We start from the raw sequence: 16,134 nt of genomic DNA, 5'->3' as shown, positions 1-16,134 counted from the left end.
GGTTTGTGACGCGCGATAGGGCGGATCGAAGATGCGCCCGCCTGACGATTGGCATGACGCGTGGCATAGAGTCACTGCCATTTGGCAGTCGTGGCAGACATGGCCGTTCCCGCGTATAGTGCGGCACTCCCGGAGTAACGACGATGATCCTGCCCAACCTTCCGCCCGCCGCTTCGCCCGAGCTTTTGCCGCGCCCGCCAGGCGCGGCTGACGACGTGCCCGCAGTGGTACCCGACGTAAGCGCGCTGGTGTCGTATCTGGAACACGATCCGCAACCGGCGATCGTGCTCGATCCGCACTATCAGATTCTGGCCGCGAACCGCGCATATCAGAGCCAGTTCGGCGTCGAAGGTCAGGCACACATCGGCCGCCGCTGCTATCAGGTTTCACATCACTACGACGTGCCCTGCGATCAGGCGGGCGAGCACTGCCCGATGAAGCGCGCGAGCGAAATTCGCGGTGCGGATCGCGTGCTGCATGTCCATCACACACCGAGAGGCCCGGAGCACGTCGACGTCGAATTGCGGCCGATCTTCGACCGGCACGCGCGAATCGTCGCCTATGTCGAGCGTCTCGCCACGGTCAGGAGCGCGTCCGCGCGGCCTAGCTCCGAAGGTCTGGTCGGGCGCGCGCCGGCATTCAACCAGGCGATTTCCGCTTTGCAGCGCGTCGCGCCTTCGATGCTGCCGGTGCTGCTGCTCGGCGAATCGGGCACCGGCAAGGAGTTGTTCGCGCATGCGCTGCACGAGGCGAGCAGCCGCGCCCAGGGGCCATTCGTCGTGGTGGATTGCTCGGGCATCACCGAGACGCTGTTCGAAAGCGAGTTGTTCGGCTTCGAGAAGGGCTCGTTCACCGGCGCGACGAGCCGCAAGCAGGGCCTCGTCGAAACCGCGCAGGGCGGCACGCTGTTTCTCGATGAAATTGGCGACGTCCCGCTGTCCATTCAGGTGAAGCTGCTGCGGCTGATCGAAACGGGCACCTTCAGGCGCGTGGGCAGTACCGATATGCTGCGCGCCGACTTCCGGCTCGTCGCGGCCACGCACAAGCCGCTCGAGCGGATGGTCGCGGACGGCCAGTTCCGTGCCGATCTGTATTTCCGGATCAGTGCGTTTCCGATTCATTTGCCCGCGGTGCGCGAGCGTATCGACGACATCGCGCTGCTCGCGGATTCGATCCTGCGGCGCATTGCATCGGCGCGCGCCGGATCGTCGCATAAAGCGTCGATTTCCACGGATGCGATGGCGCAGTTGCGCGCCTATGCGTGGCCCGGCAACATCCGCGAATTGCGCAACGTGCTCGAGCGCGCCAACCTGCTCGCCGACGGTGGCGTGATCCGCGCCGAACACTTGCCGCAGGCGGTCCGCGACAGGGCTTCCGGCGGTGGTCAGGATTCGCTGGCGGTGGGCGTGGGCTTGCCGCGCAAGCTGACCGATGCGGAACTCGCGCGCGCAGCGGCGCAATTCCGCGGAAAACGCAGTGAGCTTGCCGCGCAGCTGGGATTGAGCGAGCGCACGCTTTATCGCCGGCTCAAAGCGATCGCGGGCGGTGAGGGGGCCTAACGTTTCCTCGGCGTAGTGGGCGTTCACATCTTCTCCCCCTCGCACGGTCAGTGGCTTAGCTGCAAGTGAAACTGCTTGCCGAGTTCACGTCTCCGCTGGTATAGCGGGCCACCTTCGGATACGCGCAGAGCGGACGCGTGCGCCCGGCACCCCAGCTAGTCGGCACCTCGCTATTCGGTATCGCGTTGGTCGTGTCGCGAGCCGTTGCGATGACCCGGTTCGGCGCTTGCCCTTGCTCGACCCATGCCACCATAGGCGTCAGCATGTCGAACTGATCGGCCGTCGGACCGCCGCTGCAGTGGTTCATCCCTGCTACCGTGAAGAGCCGGGCGAAATTGCTCGCGTCACCACCACTAGCCGTCGACAAGCGCTGATACCAGTCGGTCGTATCGTTCGACGAGAACACTGGATCGCTCGTCCCGTGATAGACGATCAACTTCGCGCCCCGGCTCCTCAGACCGCTCAGATCAGTCTCGTTCGGCGGGGTCATGAATGACCACGAAGACTCGGAATAGACACCGCTCGTTGCGAAGATCTTCGGCGCGTCACTGTCCATGTTGAAGTTCAGAGCGTAGGCGCCGATGGAGCTGAGCAGCGAAGCGCTCTGAGGCGGTGAAGTAAATACAAAGGCCGCCGCGGCCGGGTCAAGGCTGATGGAATTGCCTTGCTTCCACGCGGCCCAGCCTGATCCGTTGACACCGACGTCATACGGAAAGCTCGCATAGAGCGCAGTGCCACCGCTATTTTTCGCCCCAGAGAAAATATTTCCAACGGCTTGCTTTTGAACCGCCGTAAGACAGGTGCCGTCGCGCCCATTGCTCGAACATGTCGGTACGTCCGTGGCCAGGTCGAAGCTCGCCTGGCACGCTTTGATGTCTTGTACCATCCCGTCCGCTACACCATCCAGCGAATCGCACTTCGCGACGATCTTCGACGCGATGAGCTGCCTTTCAGCAGTCGTCAAGCCGGTGGTGATATCGGCAATTCCGGCCGACGTTTTGGCGGTCGCGACGGTAGCTAGCTGTTGTGCGCTCCACATCTGCCCGATCGCCGCCTTTGGCAAATGGAAGCCGGGGTCGCCGGCAATGATGCCGTCGTAATCCGCGAAAGACCTGGCTGCCGCCACCATCGCATGACGGCCGCCGTTCGAGCAACCTTCGAAGTAGCTGCGGTCGGGGCCCTTGCCATAGGCCAACTTGATCACCTGCCGGGCCATTGGCGTGAGCGTAGCAACGGCGTTATAGCCATAATCGAGGCGCGCCTGGGGATCGAGACCAAACAGCGGGTTTTGCGACCCGGAATGACCTGCATCCGAACTGATCACGGCGAAGCCCATGTTTAGCGCGTTGTTCAGCGGGCCCCCGCCACTGAGCACCCCCGTCGCCGATGTCACATTACCGTCGAGACCACCGTTGGCCTGATAGAAAAAGCGACCATTCCACGCGATAGGTAGCCGCATTTCAAAACCAATCGCGTAAGTTTGGCCGTCAACGGCGCTCGTGCGTTGATTCATTTTCCCTTCGATCACGCAATGTTCGGGCACGGGCTTTCCCGCCACCGTGAGCGTTCCGGCCGGCACGTCGGTAACGGACGTGAACGTCGTGGCCGCAAACGTCAACCTGGCGGCGAGCGCGCTGCAGTTCCCTGACAGCGTCGCGGGTCGTGCTGCGGAAAGCTGAGGCAATTGTGTCGCACGGGTGGAGAGTGAGTCGGAACCGCCGCCGCAGGCCGCCAGCATCGCGGACACTGCCGATACGCACATAGCAATTGAAGTTCGTTTCATTCTCGCGCCCTATCAGAACATGTGTTTAATGCCGACCATCACGCCCGTTTGACCCATGCCTGCGCCTGGCGTGGTCCCACCGCCGCCACCGCTGACCGAATAGCGCGCCTTCGCGCTGTTCGCGAGATACGCAGCCTGCGCATAGACCGACGAACGCTTGCTCAGAAGATAGGTGGTGCGTAACGTTCCCATCGTGGCGCGGGTATCGTGGTCGCTATTGATGATCCGATACACCTCGCCATCGAGGAGGAACGCAGGCGTGACCATGTACGAAGCGCCCAGGAAGAACAGATCCGAACGGATATTCGGTACTGTCGGCGACTGGGTCACTACGCGGCGTCCAATCCAACCTGCGCCGATCTTCGCGCCTGCGTACTGCGCATAGGCGCTCAGTTGGGTACGGGCGTCCTTGTCCGCGGCGTTGATGAGAGGTGTCGGCGCAATTCCGTCGAAGAAGTTGGCGGCTGCGGTCGCGCCGCCGCGTTGCTCCTCGTACGACGCAGCAGCGCCGAAATATTGAGAGTCGTACTTGAGCATTGCGGACCAGTCGCGGCATTCCGTGGCGTGGCCTGGAACCGAGCCGGTACAGGTTCCTTGTCCCGGGGAGTTGCCGGTACCCGCCGCGTCCCGTCCGAATGAATAGCCCGCGCCCAGCGTAAAGCCCTTGTACGAGCCAAGATAGGTGATGGAGTTATCGGCGCGTGCGTTGGGCACATAGGCATCCAGGGAGCCCATGCCGTAAATGTCCGGACCGATGATGTCGGCGCCCTGAACCGCAAGATAGGTCATCGTGTACTGACGGCCGAACGCGAGCGTTCCATACGGGCTTTTCATGCCGACGAATGCCTGGCGTCCAAACAGCCTCCCGCCCTGTCCAGAACTGCCGTCGCGCACGTTAAAGCCGCTTTCGAGCGTGAAGACAGCGCTGTAGCCGCCGCCTAGATCTTCGTTGCCGCGCAGCCCCCAGCGTGATGGGAACTCTCCGGTAACGGATGGCATGCGAAAGACGCTGTCGCCCTTCGCGTTGGCGTGCGAGACATACTCGATCCCTGTGTCCACGATGCCATACAACGTGACGCTTGATTGCGCAAAGGCTCCAGTGCTCAGCGCGCATAGCGCACCGAACATGAGAACGTGAGTCGACTTCAATTGCATGGTGACGTCTCCAGACCAGTTGTATGTTTTTTTGTTGAACTGCGGTTGAGGATCTTCGGGTTTCAGGCGATTGCAGCGATGAGCGTTGACGGGGATGCTGGCCCCGATCGCCATTGATGCAATATCAGGCCAGCTGATATAAAGAACAAAATAAAGCACGTCCTGGAAGACGCGCCTGTCGGTCGCGATAGTTACGTATTTGATATCAGGCATCCTGACAACGCAAGCGCGAAATGTTCGGTAGATACCCTATGCAGCGGGATGGATGCGAGGCGAGCATTGATCGGTGACGGCCGCCCTTCCGACGAGCAGCGCAAACTGTACGAGCTCGCCTACGCGCAGGTCCACTTCAATATGGACGCTCGCTGGCTCACCGGTGTCGCCCACGCTGGCGCTGCGCATGCGGTGGGGCGAAGCTTGCCGGCAGGCCATCCTGCGTATCGAGCGCGATGTGCTCGAGCGTCATGCACAGCGACATTTCGGCGACGCGGCGCGTGGGGCAATCGAATTCGAGCCAGAATTCGCACTGACGTCGGCACAGGGGCAGTGCCTGATGCAGTTGCTGCCGATGCTCGTGGAAATCATGAGTACGCAGGCGGGCTCTGGTGCAAATAGGTGGTGTGGACAAGATTTTCGTATAGAAAAGATACCTCATGAAACAGACAGGACGGCCTTCCAGAGTGCGGGTGCAGCGGTATCTTTGAGGCCGAGCTTCCCGAGACTGAATTGGCGTTTGCGAATACGGTGTACCAACTCAATACCTGAGAGAGTGATCGCTGCGTTCCTGAAACGTTTGAGGCCGAGCATGACTTTCGTCCGGGACTTGATGTTGCGGTGGTCCTGCTCGACCGAATTATTGAGATAATTCGAGCATCGGACCCTCGAGTCCTCAGGCGGCAAGCCGTCGGCCTTCATCTCGCGCACGGCGCGGTGCGAGGCTGCGTAACCATCAAGCGTGATGGTCTTCGGTGGCTGGCCTTGATGTTTGATTGCCTTCCTGAAAAAGGCTTTTGCCGCCTTCACGTCGCGCCTGGCGCTGAGCATGAAGTCTACCGTCTGGCCCACCCGATCCACCGCTCGATAAAGATAGACCCACTTGCCGCAGCTTGAGATAAGTCTCGTCGACACGCCACGTCTGGCCAGTAGGCCTACCAAAGCGGTTCCACCGTTTGACGAACTCCGGCGCAAAGCGCCGCACCCAGCGCAGGATCGTCGTGTGCGCCAGCGACAGACCCGTTCCGCCATCATTTCGACCAGATCGCGCAGGCTAAGCTTGTAGCGCAGGTACCAGCGAACACACGGAATGATCACATCGCGGTCAAAGTGACGGCCTGCGAACAGTTCGTCAAGGCTCTTCGGCTTGCTCATCGTCGGCTCTCAATTCGTTCAGCCCCGATACCTTAACCGACTTGCCCCCGCGCTGTTTGCACCAGAGCCGGTCGAACGCCCTTTCGATGCGTCCGCAACAGAAAGGAGCACAGAAGCCGCCCTCCGACAGGGATACAGCATCAAGAAGTGGCTGATGTTACCTTTTCAGGCCGGTTTGGTAATGAAGAACGGCTTATACCGACCTATTATGTGCGCTAATTTGCCACGCCCCCGGGCAGCCGATACGGGGGATTCTTTTCCGGAGCAGTGATGTACGCAGACAGTATTGATAAGTTCTCGAAAGCCGGTGCGTATAAAGTGTCGGTCGTTCTCCGCTCGCCGCTCACTTTCCTTATCGGCGCGGCAATGGCTGGCGCCTATATCGGGTTCGGCGACATTCTTATGTTTTCAGTTGGCTCGCATGTCGATCCAGCTTATGTGCACCTCATCATGGGGGCGGTTTTCGCGTGTGCCCTCACCATCGTGGTATTCGCTGGCTCCGATCTGTTCACCGGCACGGCGATGTATATGCCGCTTGCTGTATTTCGGGGTGAGACCGGCGTGGGTGGCATGCTCCTGGTGTGGGTGACATGCTGGATCGGCAACCTGATCGGCGCTGTCGTGCTCGCGGTGATACTGCACGCAGCCGGGGGGGGAGTACTGCTAACCGACGGTTCAGAGATTTTCTTCAAGACGGTCGAGACGAAGATGGCGACGCCTGGGGTCCCGCTGTTCGCGAAGGGCCTCCTGTGCAACTGGCTTGTCTGCCTGGCGATCTGGATGGCAGCTCGAACGAACAATGACGGTGCAAAGCTGGGACTGATCTTCTGGCCCGTGTTTGCGTTTGTTGCCTGCGGCTTCGAGCACAGCGTCGCAAACATGTTCGTGTTCGCGCTTGCACTAATCGGCCAGCACCCGGCCAACATCACGTTTGCCGGCGCTTTGCATAACGAACTTTTTGTCACGCTAGGCAATCTGGCCGGTGGTGGAATCTTCGTCGGCCTTGGCTATTGGCTGCAAGAGAGCGGTCTTGGTCATCCTTCGAAAGCCCGCGCAGCCGTATCCGCGAGCGGCGTTCGCACGAACTAACGCGGCGATTTTTCTCGGGACTTCGCTTTGCCCCGCAGATGTCCGCGCGCGACAATTCGGTGCCGACAGAACCAGCGAGCGGTCCGCCTCCGGAAAGCGATTCGCAAAGGCGGCGGCAATCACGCGAACTGCCGACAATGGTAGCGGTGCCGATGTCCAGTGCCCACATGAGGTCCGTGAGCGCGTCGGCATGGCCCTCAATTCCCGGTGTCGCAACCCGCAATGGTGCGCTCTGACCGTAACCCGGAGCGACCCACGCCACGACCCGAAAGCTGTCCTGGAGACCGGCCGGCTGGGCGCGATACCCCGCGGAAGTCGAACCGATACCGTGAAGTAGAACTGCGGCGCGTCTCCCAGACACGGCGCCTGGCTATCGACCGTTCTTGTTTCGGAGCAGCGGCTCGGCATCCATATTGTCCAGTTCTGTGCTGCCGCTGCGATATCGGGCGATTCGCTTTGAGCCTGGCAGTAGCGATGGCGACGGCGAGTACCGCTGCGATCGTCAGCAAGTCGGCCGATAGCGCCGCGGCAACCGCTTGCGTGCGTGTATGGAAGGCGGACGCCGCGACCTGCAGCGCGGTGTCGGCAACAATCGAAATGAGCGTTCCCCAGACAAAACAGGTCAGCCCCTGGCGACCGACCGTGACCACTGGCGGTAGCGCCGCGGCCAGCCGGTCGATCCAACCGAGCCGGCTCAACTGGGCGACCAGCCAGGCTATCGAGACGAAGCTGACGACTCTCAGGGGACTCAGGTGCTGTTTCAAATAGCCGGGTTCCGGCTGGTTGTCAATCAGCAACCTGTAAGCGGCAAAAGCCAGCGCGATGACAAGCGCGATCCAGGTCAGCCGCAGTCCGGCGCGCGAAGCCTGGAACATGGCGGACACCGGATGCAGCCGGCATAGCATGCCAAGCATAAGCATCAACTGCCACGCGAACGGATCGAATGACCAGCCGATAGGGTCGGCGCTCGGCAGCAGATGCGCAAGCGAAGGTGCGCACAGCCACAACGCCAGGCTCGCCAGCAGCGCGGTGGCAGGCTGGCGGCGAACGACCGGCGCGACCAGCGGCACACACAGCGCGAACCCGATATACATCGGCAGCACGGCAGCCAGATCAGGCTGGCGCCGTAGCGTGGCGATATCGAGTAGCGTTTGGAGCGGCCGGACCAAAAACAGTGGCGCATCGGTGTAGGTTAGTACGGCGGTGTGAATGTGCAACGCGATCATTGCCAGGCCGCACAGCAGCATCAGAGCGGCCGTCAGGAGATAGCCACGATAGATTTCCCAACTGCGTTTTAGAAAGCGGCGCTGAGCCTGCGCTGCGCCACCGCGCGCTGTCATCGCGCAATAAGCGGCGGCGCTCGCATAGCCGCCGAGAAAGACGAAGACTTCGGCCGCGTCGCAAAATGCATAGGTATGCAGTGTCAGATGCGAGAGAGCGCTGTGCGAGACGTGGTCGAGTGTAATCACAATCAACGCCAGGCCGCGCAGGAAATCGACGCTCTTTGAACGAGTGGAATCTCGACTCACGGTGGTTTTTTCGCAGTAAGGAATGCTGGGCGAAGGAGATCGATATCCACAGTACTGCTTATATTGCGAGGTCGTAAAATCGGCCGGCGGTGGACAGATGGGTTCCGCGAACACACTTCATCTGTCCCTTGGCGATCATGTGCGTTACTTCGATGCCTGCCCAGCAGGATCCGGGCGCAGCGGAATGTCTTGAATCCCAGCATGGATCGCGTGCGTCGCCTGATCGCCCGACGGTCCTGTTCGACGAGGTTGCCGAGGATTCCACGCTCAGCCATCATTTCAGGATTACATCCAACCGATAGTGAAGGCGTTTGAGCAACTTGCTACGGCGGCGTTTGGCGTCTTCATTGTCGGTTACATCGTTCGTTTCAAGGACGCTCACCATCGCAGATCGTCTTACTGCGACAGAGCCCGACCCTGTGCGTCGAGATACGGTCCCAGTAACGACAGGTCAGGCGCCCCAAGGCGATCATGGGCCGTCTGTAGCTGATGCCAGTATGGATAGAGCAGGGGCGGCGCGCTCACCGTGTCGAGCCGCTCGCGCTGCTGTGCGGTCAACGTAAGATTCGCGGCGCCGAGGTTGTCGAGCAGTTGCGCTTCGTTACGTCCGCCGATAATGACCGAGGTGACGGCGGGGCGTCCGAGCGTCCACGCAAGCGCGACCTGCGCGGCCGAGACATCGTGCTCGCCGGCAATCTCGACCAGTGTGTCGACAATCGACCACAGGCGCTCCGCGTCGCGGATCGGCGGCTCGGTCCAGCCGGCGAGCTGGCGCGTTCCCTCGGGCGACGTGTCGCGGCGGTGCTTGCCGGACAGCAGGCCACCTGCGAGCGGGCTCCAGACAAGAATGCCGAGCCCTTGATCGAGCGCGATCGGCGCGAGTTCGTATTCCGCTTCGCGTGCTTCGAGCGTGTAGTGAATCTGTTGGCTCACAAAACGCGGCAGACGATCGCGTTCGCTCACGTGCAACGCCTTCATCAAATGCCAGCCGGAGTAGTTCGAGCAACCGACATACCGGATCTTGCCGTGCCGAACCAGCAGATCAAGCGCTTCAAGCGTTTCTTCCAGCGGCGTGAGTCCGTCCCATTCGTGCACCTGATAGAGGTCGATCACGTCGGTCTTGAGGCGCCGCAGGCTCGCTTCGCAGGCCTCTATCAGATGATGCCGCGACAGACCCCGATCGTTCGGACCGTCGCCCATCGGGAAGCGGGCCTTCGTGGCGATCAGCACGCCGCCTTTGCGTTTGCCGCCGAGCGCTTCGCCGACGATTTCCTCCGACGCGCCATTGGAATAGACATCTGCCGTATCGATCAGGTTGACACCCGCGTCGATGCACATGTCGATCTGCCGGCGCGCATCGTCGAGACCAACCTCGCCGACGCTCGCGAATTTACCCTTGCCGCCCATCGTCATCGTGCCTAGCGTGATGGTGGACACCTTCAGGCCCGAACGGCCCAGTTGACGGTATTCCATGATGAAGCAATCTCCATAAATGTTGCCCGGAATCCACGGCCGCGGTGCGGTCGTTAAGTCCCCACTGCGCGAGCACTTCGTGCCCGGTGGTCCTCTGACGCTCCGGAGCATCCGACAATATCGAAGATCGACTTAACATTCCAATAGAAAGATATGATCCAATTGTGCGGTTTTCGTGATTAATCGTCTGTGGTGAGAAGGGTGCTAACGTGGACTTGAAGCAGCTGGAACATTTCGTAGCGGTCGCAGAAGAGCGGCATTTCACGCGCGCGGCGCGGCGACTTAACCTCGTTCAGTCCGGCTTGTCCGCATCGATCCGCTTACTGGAGGACGAGCTGGGCGGACCGTTGTTCATCCGCAGCACGCGGCGAGTCGACTTCACCCCTGCCGGCGAAGTGCTGTTCGCGCAAGCGCGGCGGGTGCTCGCGGCCGCGCGCGACGCGCGCCACGCCGTGACGCAAGTGCACGGGCTCGCACGCGGCCGGCTCAGCATTGGCGCCATTCACGGTCTCGCGCCTTATGTCGATCTGCCTGCTACCTTGGGGCGGTTTCGGGCCGCGTTCGGCGGGATCGATATCCATCTGACACTCGATGGCTCGCGCGCGTTGATCGACGAGGTGCGGGAAGGACGTCTTGACCTCGCTTTTACCCAGCCCTCGGATTCGCCACCGGACGATCTCGGATCGCAAATGTTCGCGTGTGAGGGAATGGTCGTCGTCTGCGCGACGCATCATCGACTGGCGGGGGCTAACGGGCTAAAGCTCGCGGATCTTTGCGAAGAAACGTTCGCCGATCTGCGTCCAGAATGGAGCGTGCGACGGCTCGTCGATCGAAGCTTTGCCGCCGCCGGGCTGCAGCGCCAGATCAGCTTCGAGGTCAACGACATGCCGATGTTGCTTGAATTGGCGGCGCAGGGGCTTGCGATAACGATCGTGCCGGAATCTGTCGCCTCCGCCAGGGTGCGCGACACGCGTGGCGCGCCGATCGCCACGGCGACTCTGCGCGAAGCCGAGGAGCCGTGCTGGGAACTCGCGGCTGTTTTCAAGGGCAGCGCCGCAGAACCACTCGTGCCCGTCGCCCGTGCTTTTCTGGATTTGCTCAAATTACCCGCAGTGGCGACCTGACGCTCCACTGCATCAGGGCAATTATTGGGAACGTTCGCAAGCAAAGCCAGGCAGCAACACCGTGTCGGGCGAGGCGCAAGGCTTCGATGTGATCGGTTCGAAGGCGGTCCCGGATCGCTTCGATCAAGCCGAGATTTAATCGGCTGCTCGTCGTATCGTAGCGAATCAGTTCGTCGGCCAACGCGAGATAGGCGGGGCGTTCGTTAGTATCCAGTGCTGGCTTATCAAACATGACGTGCGCCCCTCGGGCTCTCATGGCAACATCGAGCGATTGTAGGTGGACGAAATTCACAGCATGCACGTGGTATTCGAATCCAGGGGCGGGCAAGAAGACCGCGGCCAAAGCGGGCGACGAGAACTTTTTCCTCTTCGGTCTGACTGCTGAACAGATAGAGCGGGTCAAGCACGAAAGGTATCGTCCCGCTGTGCATGTCGAAAGCAATGCCGAGTTGCGCGAAGCGCTCGATCTGATCGCAGGCGGATTTTTTTCCCGCGGGGACCCGCAGGCGTTTCGCCCACTCGTCGAGAACCTGCTGCAGGTCGATCCATTTCTCGTACTCGCCGACTATGCGGACTACGTGACTTGCCAGGACCGGGTAAGCGCCGCTTGGCAGGACCCCGGGCGCTGGACGCGCATGTCGATTCTCAACACGGCGCACTCGGAGAAATTCTCGTCCGATCGAGCGATTGATGAGTACTGTGAAAGAATCTGGAACAGTTGCCCGGTAAGAATTGTCCTTGACAGCCCCCGACACCGCACCGGTCCTCCCGCCTGAGCCATGGTATTGGCCCCGTCCGATGGCAAGCGCTTCGGCTATCTGGGTTCCGGGGTCTCTGAAATCTAAGCCGCGATGCTGATCGGCCCAAGGATCCGCAACTGCTTCATGGTGCGCGGATTCGACGACAGGAAGGAGATGCAGTCATGCATTTCCCACGTATTTCATCGCGAGGATGCAAAACCGAAATTTGACATAATGTAATAAGTCCGGGCTAACTTTAGCTGGCACTAAACCTGTGGAAACCAGACTCCACAAGCGTTAGCGTGTAGTGCCAGCGACCGAAAACCCTTGGATACGCTGCTGGAAATTTTTTCCAGTACGTCCTCCCAAACCTTCCGCACTTCTTCACTTTTTGCCCGTTGAATTTGCATCGCGGCGAAAATCTCCGCCGGCGAAATGCCGATCAACTTGGCAACCTTGATAGCCGTTTCCTCGTCGAAGTTCGACCTACCCATGCGGTAATTGCTAATCGCGGAAGGGCGGATGCCTAGCATCTTCGCTAAGGCGTAGTCGGACGGCAATTTCTGAGCTGTTTTAGCTGCGTCTAGGTAATGATCGCAGGTGAATTTCATCATGAAACCCCTTGTTTAAAGTCGCTCCCGGTTGCTTGCCGGGCACCGAACCAAGCTGTCTACTGCTAATCGTTTCGCTCGGCGATTGCCGAAACATCGGCGGAATCACCAATCAAATAAAGTTCCCATGCATTGCGCCAAATTGCCTTCGTACAGTCATCGCGCGAGCGCTCTGCACGCGCCGCGGCAATGACTTCGAAGGGATGAATCCCAAGAATTTCGGCCGCGCGAATGGCCGTGGGGTCACGGAAAAATGATTGGCCTGTTCGATATTTGCTGACAGCCGCACGCGTTACACCCAAGGCTTTTGCGGCTGCGTAGTCGGATGGAAGGCCCAATCGCGCCTTCACATCGTCGAGCCACTCGACGGTAGTTTTCATAGACAACCCCCAACAGTTCAACCCGTCTCGATGATAGTTCAATAGTCATGTCTATTGAAATAGACATGCCCCTTGATGCGTCAAGGTGCTTGACTATGTCATGGGCCTTGTCTATTCTTCGAAGCGTCGCCCGGCACTGGTTCTCAACCCCGCCGGATTGGACTTGCTATCCGATAGCCGGGCGCTTTTTTAAATTTTCATGTTCAAGGGGTTGAACAAGGGGATTGCAAATGCTGGTTTCTCAGCAACAAACACTTACACCTTCGGCGCTCGCGCGCCAGCTCGTCGAGCCATATTTCCGTGCGTGGATGGACTCAATGATTGGCCTAGTCCAGAAATGGACTTCAGTTCACACCGCACCGCATCGCGGGGTGGTGGCATGAGCGCCCGGCCGACAGATTCATCGCGTGACATTTTCAGGTGGACAGTCGTGGACTCCTGCTATGAACTCGACGTGATCCGCGAGTTCGAGCGGCGCGGCCAGGTAATTCTCACCACTGCAAAAGGGTTGCTTCGCGATCGCGCCCGTGAAGCGCTGCACCTTCTGAACGGCATGGCCGGGGAGTGGTGAACATGAAACGCAATAAGGGTTCGTCATACATCGCCATTGACCCATCGCATCATTTCGTCGTCTTTTTTCCGGTCGTGTGGGACTTGGTACCCGCGGGAACAGTGGAAACACTTGAGACTGCCGTTGTGACCCACAGGGGCGAGGACGACTTTGCGCGATCCGGCAGGGTCATCGAAGCAAGACTGGCAGATGTAATGCTCCGGTTGCGGCGGGGGTTCATCGCCGGATGCGGCGACGCTTGGAGCGAGATTCACACGATACGTAAAGACGCCGTCACCGAGATGGACAAGCGCGTAGCGGCTGCGCTCTACCATAGCTTCATTAACTTTTCGCAGTTCCTCTGTGGCGGCGAAATGCTTGCCCTGAAGTTCGAGGAGCTGGGTGTTATGAGCGAGGAGGCTGTTCTGAACTTCGAGCAGCTTCGCGTTCATGTCCGCAATGGTGGGTGCGACTTTGTTGAGGTCGCGCAATTCAAGCGCCGTTTTGCCGAGCTCAATGGCGGACTTGAGCGCGCCGACTGCCGAGCCGAACGATGCGAAATCCATACTGATCAATCTCCTTCGAATATCGGGGGAAATTCAGGCGACCGGAATTGTACGCGCGAGCCGGACGACACAGGGACGGCCACATCATGAAACCGATCCGCTATGAAGTCCTGTACGAAGGTGGGCCGGTCATGATCCTGGGCGAAGCCGTCGAAATCGAGAACGATCTAGGGCTTACATTCGGCGTCCACTGTAACGGTTGGCTTCCTCGCGAACACGATCATAGGTGGATCGTGACGCACACCGCGTCGGGACTGATGACGGGCTGGGGCGCGACGCGCGCCGGCGCCGTGCTCTGCGCAGCGGAAAGGGTCCGCAGTGCTACTGCGGGCGGATATCTCGCGGCGTCTATCGAAAGGGCGATGCGAACGCGTGCAGTCGCGATCTCGGCCGTCGCGGCTATCGGTAAGGCCAGAAACCAATCACAAATCCGCGCTCCATAGCCCGCGTTCGCCGGGCTCACTTTCCAGTTTCATCAAACGTCGATCTAGCTAGTTGACGCGCACCGAAAGACAAACGTGAAGTGCACTAATTCGAGGGGTTGAACAGTGAATACTAATAGGACTACTGATTTTATAGAGATGGAGACACGAGCGATTCAACGCATGGTGCGCGCGAGCAACGTCGAGCAAATGCTGCGACGCCGCAGGCGCGACGAGTTCGAAAAGCAAAGCGCCGTGCTGCGCCGCGTCGACGTGCTGCCTTTTATGAGGGGGCGTTGTGACCAGTCGTGAAATCGAGCCGGGCATCGTTGAATGTGGCCCGTTTCAGAGCTCGCCAGAAGCGCGCGGCGGCTATTTTGAATTCAGCGGCCGCGAGCTTCACTGGTACGAGCATTTGAAGGGCGGCCGCAATGTCGCATTTGGACTATCGCGCGCAGAAGCGCTGATGGTCGCGCGAGACTGCTGTCGAAGAAGCCGGACAACGAGAACATGAACAAGGCCACACCAGCGGCCGCGATTACCGCGCCGCTCATATCCTACTTTGGCGGAAAGTTCCGCCTCGCCGCCTGGGTGCTGTCGCATCTGCCACCACACGAAATTTATGTCGAGCCGTTTGGCGGCGCTGCGAGCGTGCTCTTGCAGAAGCCGCGCAGCAAGGGCGAGATTTACAACGATCTGGACGGCGAGATAGTCAATTTGTTTCGTGTCGTGCGCGATCGCGCGTGGCGCGCGCGGCTCATCGACGCGCTGACGTTGACGCCATATTCGCGCGTCGAATTTGCCGAGGTGTGGGGAGGAACACCCGATCCGGTCGAGCGGGCAAGGCGCCTTTGCGTTCGCGCGCAGATGGGATTTGGTGCAATGGCGTCAACGCGGCCGTTGCAGAGCTCGACCGGGTTTGCGGCCGACATGCAAAGCGACGGCGCAAAGCAATGGTCGCGGTACCCGAAACGTCTCGGCGCGATCGGCGAGCGTCTGCAGGGCGTCATGATCGAAAACCGACCGGCCGTCGAACTGATCGCGCATCACGACGCGCCGGACGTGCTGTTCTATGTCGACCCGCCTTATTTGCCAGAGACCCGGTCCGGTCACGCAGACGGCGGTGGGCGTGATTACCGACATGAAATGACGACCTTGGAACATGCGGATTTGCTCGCCATGCTTGCGAACCTTCGCGGAATGGCAGTTGTGAGCGGATACGCCTCACCAATTTACGAACGTGCGCTAGCAGGATGGGCGCGGGTGTCGCATAAGTCGCGCGCCCAGGGCCAAAGGGGCTCGGTAGCGCGCGAAGAAACCCTATGGATTTCGCCATCCGCGTGCGCGGCATCTGGCATCGAACCGGGCCATGTTAAATCGTCTGGCGATGAAACCGAATTGCCGCTCTTTGTGGAAGCGGCCGGGCGGACGTGACATGAGCACGCTCGCCTACATCACACCGACGCCGCGGGAAATGCTGATCGAGGATTTAGGCGAGTTGGGCGTAGGCGCAGGCGCTTTGCGTGCGTTGCCCGATCTGTCTATCCCACCACGTACCGCGGAATCGGACCGCGCAGAAGCCGACGCAATGCAAGTGCTTCGCCCGTTGCTGCGCGAAATATCAAAGCGTCGTTTTCTTTACCAATAGGGGCGCAGTGATGCAGGAATCGAAACACAAAATTTTGCCGCTTTGGGCGATCTGGCTGATCGCGATTGCCGTCGTCGTCGCGTGGTGTGTCGCGAATCCCGACGACGATGCGCGGACGGTGGAACCGGCAACAATGC

Annotated in this window: 16 protein-coding genes and 4 pseudogenes; 10 read left to right on the top strand and 10 right to left on the bottom strand. The window is 60.1% G+C overall.

Annotation, left to right across the window (positions count from 1 at the left end):
- The first annotated feature begins 143 nt into the window (after window positions 1-143).
- Window positions 144-1,559 (top strand): sigma-54 interaction domain-containing protein, encoded by a 1,416-nt coding sequence (locus HDG39_RS28680; RefSeq protein WP_260328321.1) that lies wholly within the window; start codon window positions 144-146, stop codon window positions 1,557-1,559.
- 55 nt (window positions 1,560-1,614) lie between these two features.
- Here the strand turns inward: HDG39_RS28680 and HDG39_RS28675 are convergent, their stop codons facing one another.
- Complete coding sequence (locus tag HDG39_RS28675; protein ID WP_184010763.1) at window positions 1,615-3,342, bottom strand: tannase/feruloyl esterase family alpha/beta hydrolase; 1,728 nt, start codon at window positions 3,340-3,342, stop codon at window positions 1,615-1,617.
- Between the two features lie 12 nt (window positions 3,343-3,354).
- Window positions 3,355-4,497 (bottom strand): porin, encoded by a 1,143-nt coding sequence (locus HDG39_RS28670; RefSeq protein WP_184010816.1) that lies wholly within the window; start codon window positions 4,495-4,497, stop codon window positions 3,355-3,357.
- 286 nt (window positions 4,498-4,783) lie between these two features.
- On the opposite strand from HDG39_RS28670, the pseudogene HDG39_RS28665 reads away from it, so the two are divergent.
- A pseudogene (locus HDG39_RS28665) lies at window positions 4,784-5,083 on the top strand (AraC-like ligand-binding domain-containing protein); the annotation flags it as partial.
- Window positions 5,084-5,148: 65 nt separating this feature from the next.
- Here HDG39_RS28665 and HDG39_RS28660 read toward each other — a convergent pair.
- Window positions 5,149-5,865 (bottom strand): annotated as a pseudogene (locus tag HDG39_RS28660) (IS6 family transposase).
- A 270-nt stretch (window positions 5,866-6,135) separates the two neighbouring features.
- On the opposite strand from HDG39_RS28660, the gene HDG39_RS28655 reads away from it, so the two are divergent.
- Window positions 6,136-6,954, top strand: coding sequence for a formate/nitrite transporter family protein (locus HDG39_RS28655; RefSeq protein ID WP_184010760.1), 819 nt, complete (start codon window positions 6,136-6,138; stop codon window positions 6,952-6,954).
- Between the two features lie 197 nt (window positions 6,955-7,151).
- Here the strand turns inward: HDG39_RS28655 and HDG39_RS28650 are convergent, their stop codons facing one another.
- The 3 genes and pseudogenes from HDG39_RS28650 to HDG39_RS28640 all read right to left on the bottom strand — a co-directional run bounded on the left by HDG39_RS28650 (window position 7,152) and on the right by HDG39_RS28640 (window position 9,956).
- Entirely contained in the window at window positions 7,152-8,483 is a 1,332-nt protein-coding gene (locus tag HDG39_RS28650; RefSeq protein WP_311667599.1) for an OpgC domain-containing protein, read from the bottom strand.
- A 58-nt stretch (window positions 8,484-8,541) separates the two neighbouring features.
- A pseudogene (locus tag HDG39_RS28645) lies at window positions 8,542-8,740 on the bottom strand (IS6 family transposase); the annotation flags it as partial.
- A gap of 139 nt (window positions 8,741-8,879) precedes the next feature.
- On the bottom strand, window positions 8,880-9,956 hold the full coding sequence (locus tag HDG39_RS28640; protein ID WP_184010758.1) for an aldo/keto reductase: 1,077 nt from the start codon (window positions 9,954-9,956) through the stop codon (window positions 8,880-8,882).
- Between the two features lie 209 nt (window positions 9,957-10,165).
- On the opposite strand from HDG39_RS28640, the gene HDG39_RS28635 reads away from it, so the two are divergent.
- Window positions 10,166-11,080 (top strand): LysR family transcriptional regulator, encoded by a 915-nt coding sequence (locus HDG39_RS28635; RefSeq protein WP_184010756.1) that lies wholly within the window; start codon window positions 10,166-10,168, stop codon window positions 11,078-11,080.
- Here the strand turns inward: HDG39_RS28635 and HDG39_RS28630 are convergent.
- Window positions 11,055-11,312 carry a hypothetical protein gene (locus HDG39_RS28630; RefSeq protein ID WP_184010755.1) on the bottom strand — a complete coding sequence of 86 codons (258 nt, stop codon included), beginning with the start codon at window positions 11,310-11,312 and terminating at the stop codon, window positions 11,055-11,057. The two genes, HDG39_RS28635 and HDG39_RS28630, sit on opposite strands and share 26 nt — an antisense overlap.
- An 85-nt stretch (window positions 11,313-11,397) precedes the next feature.
- Here HDG39_RS28630 and HDG39_RS28625 point away from each other — a divergent pair.
- Window positions 11,398-11,856: pseudogene (locus tag HDG39_RS28625) on the top strand (glycogen/starch/alpha-glucan phosphorylase); the annotation flags it as partial.
- Window positions 11,857-12,086: 230 nt separating this feature from the next.
- Here HDG39_RS28625 and HDG39_RS28620 read toward each other — a convergent pair.
- Entirely contained in the window at window positions 12,087-12,434 is a 348-nt protein-coding gene (locus HDG39_RS28620) for a helix-turn-helix domain-containing protein (RefSeq protein ID WP_311667594.1), read from the bottom strand.
- A gap of 62 nt (window positions 12,435-12,496) precedes the next feature.
- Window positions 12,497-12,811, bottom strand: coding sequence for a hypothetical protein (locus HDG39_RS28615; RefSeq protein WP_184010754.1), 315 nt, complete (start codon window positions 12,809-12,811; stop codon window positions 12,497-12,499).
- 430 nt (window positions 12,812-13,241) lie between these two features.
- On the opposite strand from HDG39_RS28615, the gene HDG39_RS28610 reads away from it, so the two are divergent.
- Window positions 13,242-13,382 (top strand): hypothetical protein, encoded by a 141-nt coding sequence (locus HDG39_RS28610; protein ID WP_184010753.1) that lies wholly within the window; start codon window positions 13,242-13,244, stop codon window positions 13,380-13,382.
- Window positions 13,383-13,405: 23 nt separating this feature from the next.
- On the opposite strand, the gene HDG39_RS28605 is transcribed toward HDG39_RS28610, so the two are convergent.
- Entirely contained in the window at window positions 13,406-13,927 is a 522-nt protein-coding gene (locus HDG39_RS28605) for an RING finger protein (protein ID WP_184010752.1), read from the bottom strand.
- 86 nt (window positions 13,928-14,013) lie between these two features.
- On the opposite strand from HDG39_RS28605, the gene HDG39_RS28600 reads away from it, so the two are divergent.
- The 4 genes from HDG39_RS28600 (at window position 14,014) to HDG39_RS28590 (ending at window position 15,997) form a co-directional block, all read left to right on the top strand.
- Window positions 14,014-14,370, top strand: a complete 357-nt coding sequence (locus tag HDG39_RS28600; RefSeq protein ID WP_184010751.1) for a hypothetical protein — start codon at window positions 14,014-14,016, stop codon at window positions 14,368-14,370.
- A 162-nt stretch (window positions 14,371-14,532) separates the two neighbouring features.
- Entirely contained in the window at window positions 14,533-14,661 is a 129-nt protein-coding gene (locus HDG39_RS35310; RefSeq protein ID WP_260328319.1) for a hypothetical protein, read from the top strand.
- Between the two features lie 198 nt (window positions 14,662-14,859).
- The gene (locus HDG39_RS28595) at window positions 14,860-15,783 is read left to right on the top strand and encodes a DNA adenine methylase (protein ID WP_184010750.1); all 924 of its coding nucleotides are present in this window, start codon (window positions 14,860-14,862) and stop codon (window positions 15,781-15,783) included.
- Between the two features lies 1 nt (window position 15,784).
- Window positions 15,785-15,997, top strand: coding sequence for a hypothetical protein (locus tag HDG39_RS28590; protein WP_184010749.1), 213 nt, complete (start codon window positions 15,785-15,787; stop codon window positions 15,995-15,997).
- Window positions 15,998-16,134: the final 137 nt, after the last annotated feature.

Source organism: Paraburkholderia lebeckiae (genome assembly GCF_014201005.1).
GTDB classification, from domain to species: domain Bacteria; phylum Pseudomonadota; class Gammaproteobacteria; order Burkholderiales; family Burkholderiaceae; genus Paraburkholderia; species Paraburkholderia tuberum.
Note: the sequence above shows the minus strand (reverse complement) of the source record. Positions and strands in the feature narration are given on the sequence as shown.

Bases quoted from the DNA above. Each gene is read 5' to 3' on its own strand.
- HDG39_RS28640 (WP_184010758.1), bottom strand. From the start codon at position 9,956: ATGGAATACCGTCAACTGGGCCGTTCGGGCCTGAAGGTGTCCACCATC.
- HDG39_RS28595 (WP_184010750.1), top strand. From the start codon at position 14,860: ATGAACAAGGCCACACCAGCGGCCGCGATTACCGCGCCGCTCATATCC.
- HDG39_RS28590 (WP_184010749.1), top strand. From the start codon at position 15,785: ATGAGCACGCTCGCCTACATCACACCGACGCCGCGGGAAATGCTGATC.
- HDG39_RS28605 (WP_184010752.1), bottom strand. From the start codon at position 13,927: ATGGATTTCGCATCGTTCGGCTCGGCAGTCGGCGCGCTCAAGTCCGCC.
- HDG39_RS28615 (WP_184010754.1), bottom strand. From the start codon at position 12,811: ATGAAAACTACCGTCGAGTGGCTCGACGATGTGAAGGCGCGATTGGGC.
- HDG39_RS28630 (WP_184010755.1), bottom strand. From the start codon at position 11,312: ATGTTTGATAAGCCAGCACTGGATACTAACGAACGCCCCGCCTATCTC.
- HDG39_RS28670 (WP_184010816.1), bottom strand. From the start codon at position 4,497: ATGCAATTGAAGTCGACTCACGTTCTCATGTTCGGTGCGCTATGCGCG.
- HDG39_RS28675 (WP_184010763.1), bottom strand. From the start codon at position 3,342: ATGAAACGAACTTCAATTGCTATGTGCGTATCGGCAGTGTCCGCGATG.
- HDG39_RS28680 (WP_260328321.1), top strand. From the start codon at position 144: ATGATCCTGCCCAACCTTCCGCCCGCCGCTTCGCCCGAGCTTTTGCCG.
- HDG39_RS28655 (WP_184010760.1), top strand. From the start codon at position 6,136: ATGTACGCAGACAGTATTGATAAGTTCTCGAAAGCCGGTGCGTATAAA.
- HDG39_RS35310 (WP_260328319.1), top strand. From the start codon at position 14,533: ATGGTGCGCGCGAGCAACGTCGAGCAAATGCTGCGACGCCGCAGGCGC.
- HDG39_RS28620 (WP_311667594.1), bottom strand. From the start codon at position 12,434: ATGATGAAATTCACCTGCGATCATTACCTAGACGCAGCTAAAACAGCT.
- HDG39_RS28600 (WP_184010751.1), top strand. From the start codon at position 14,014: ATGAAACCGATCCGCTATGAAGTCCTGTACGAAGGTGGGCCGGTCATG.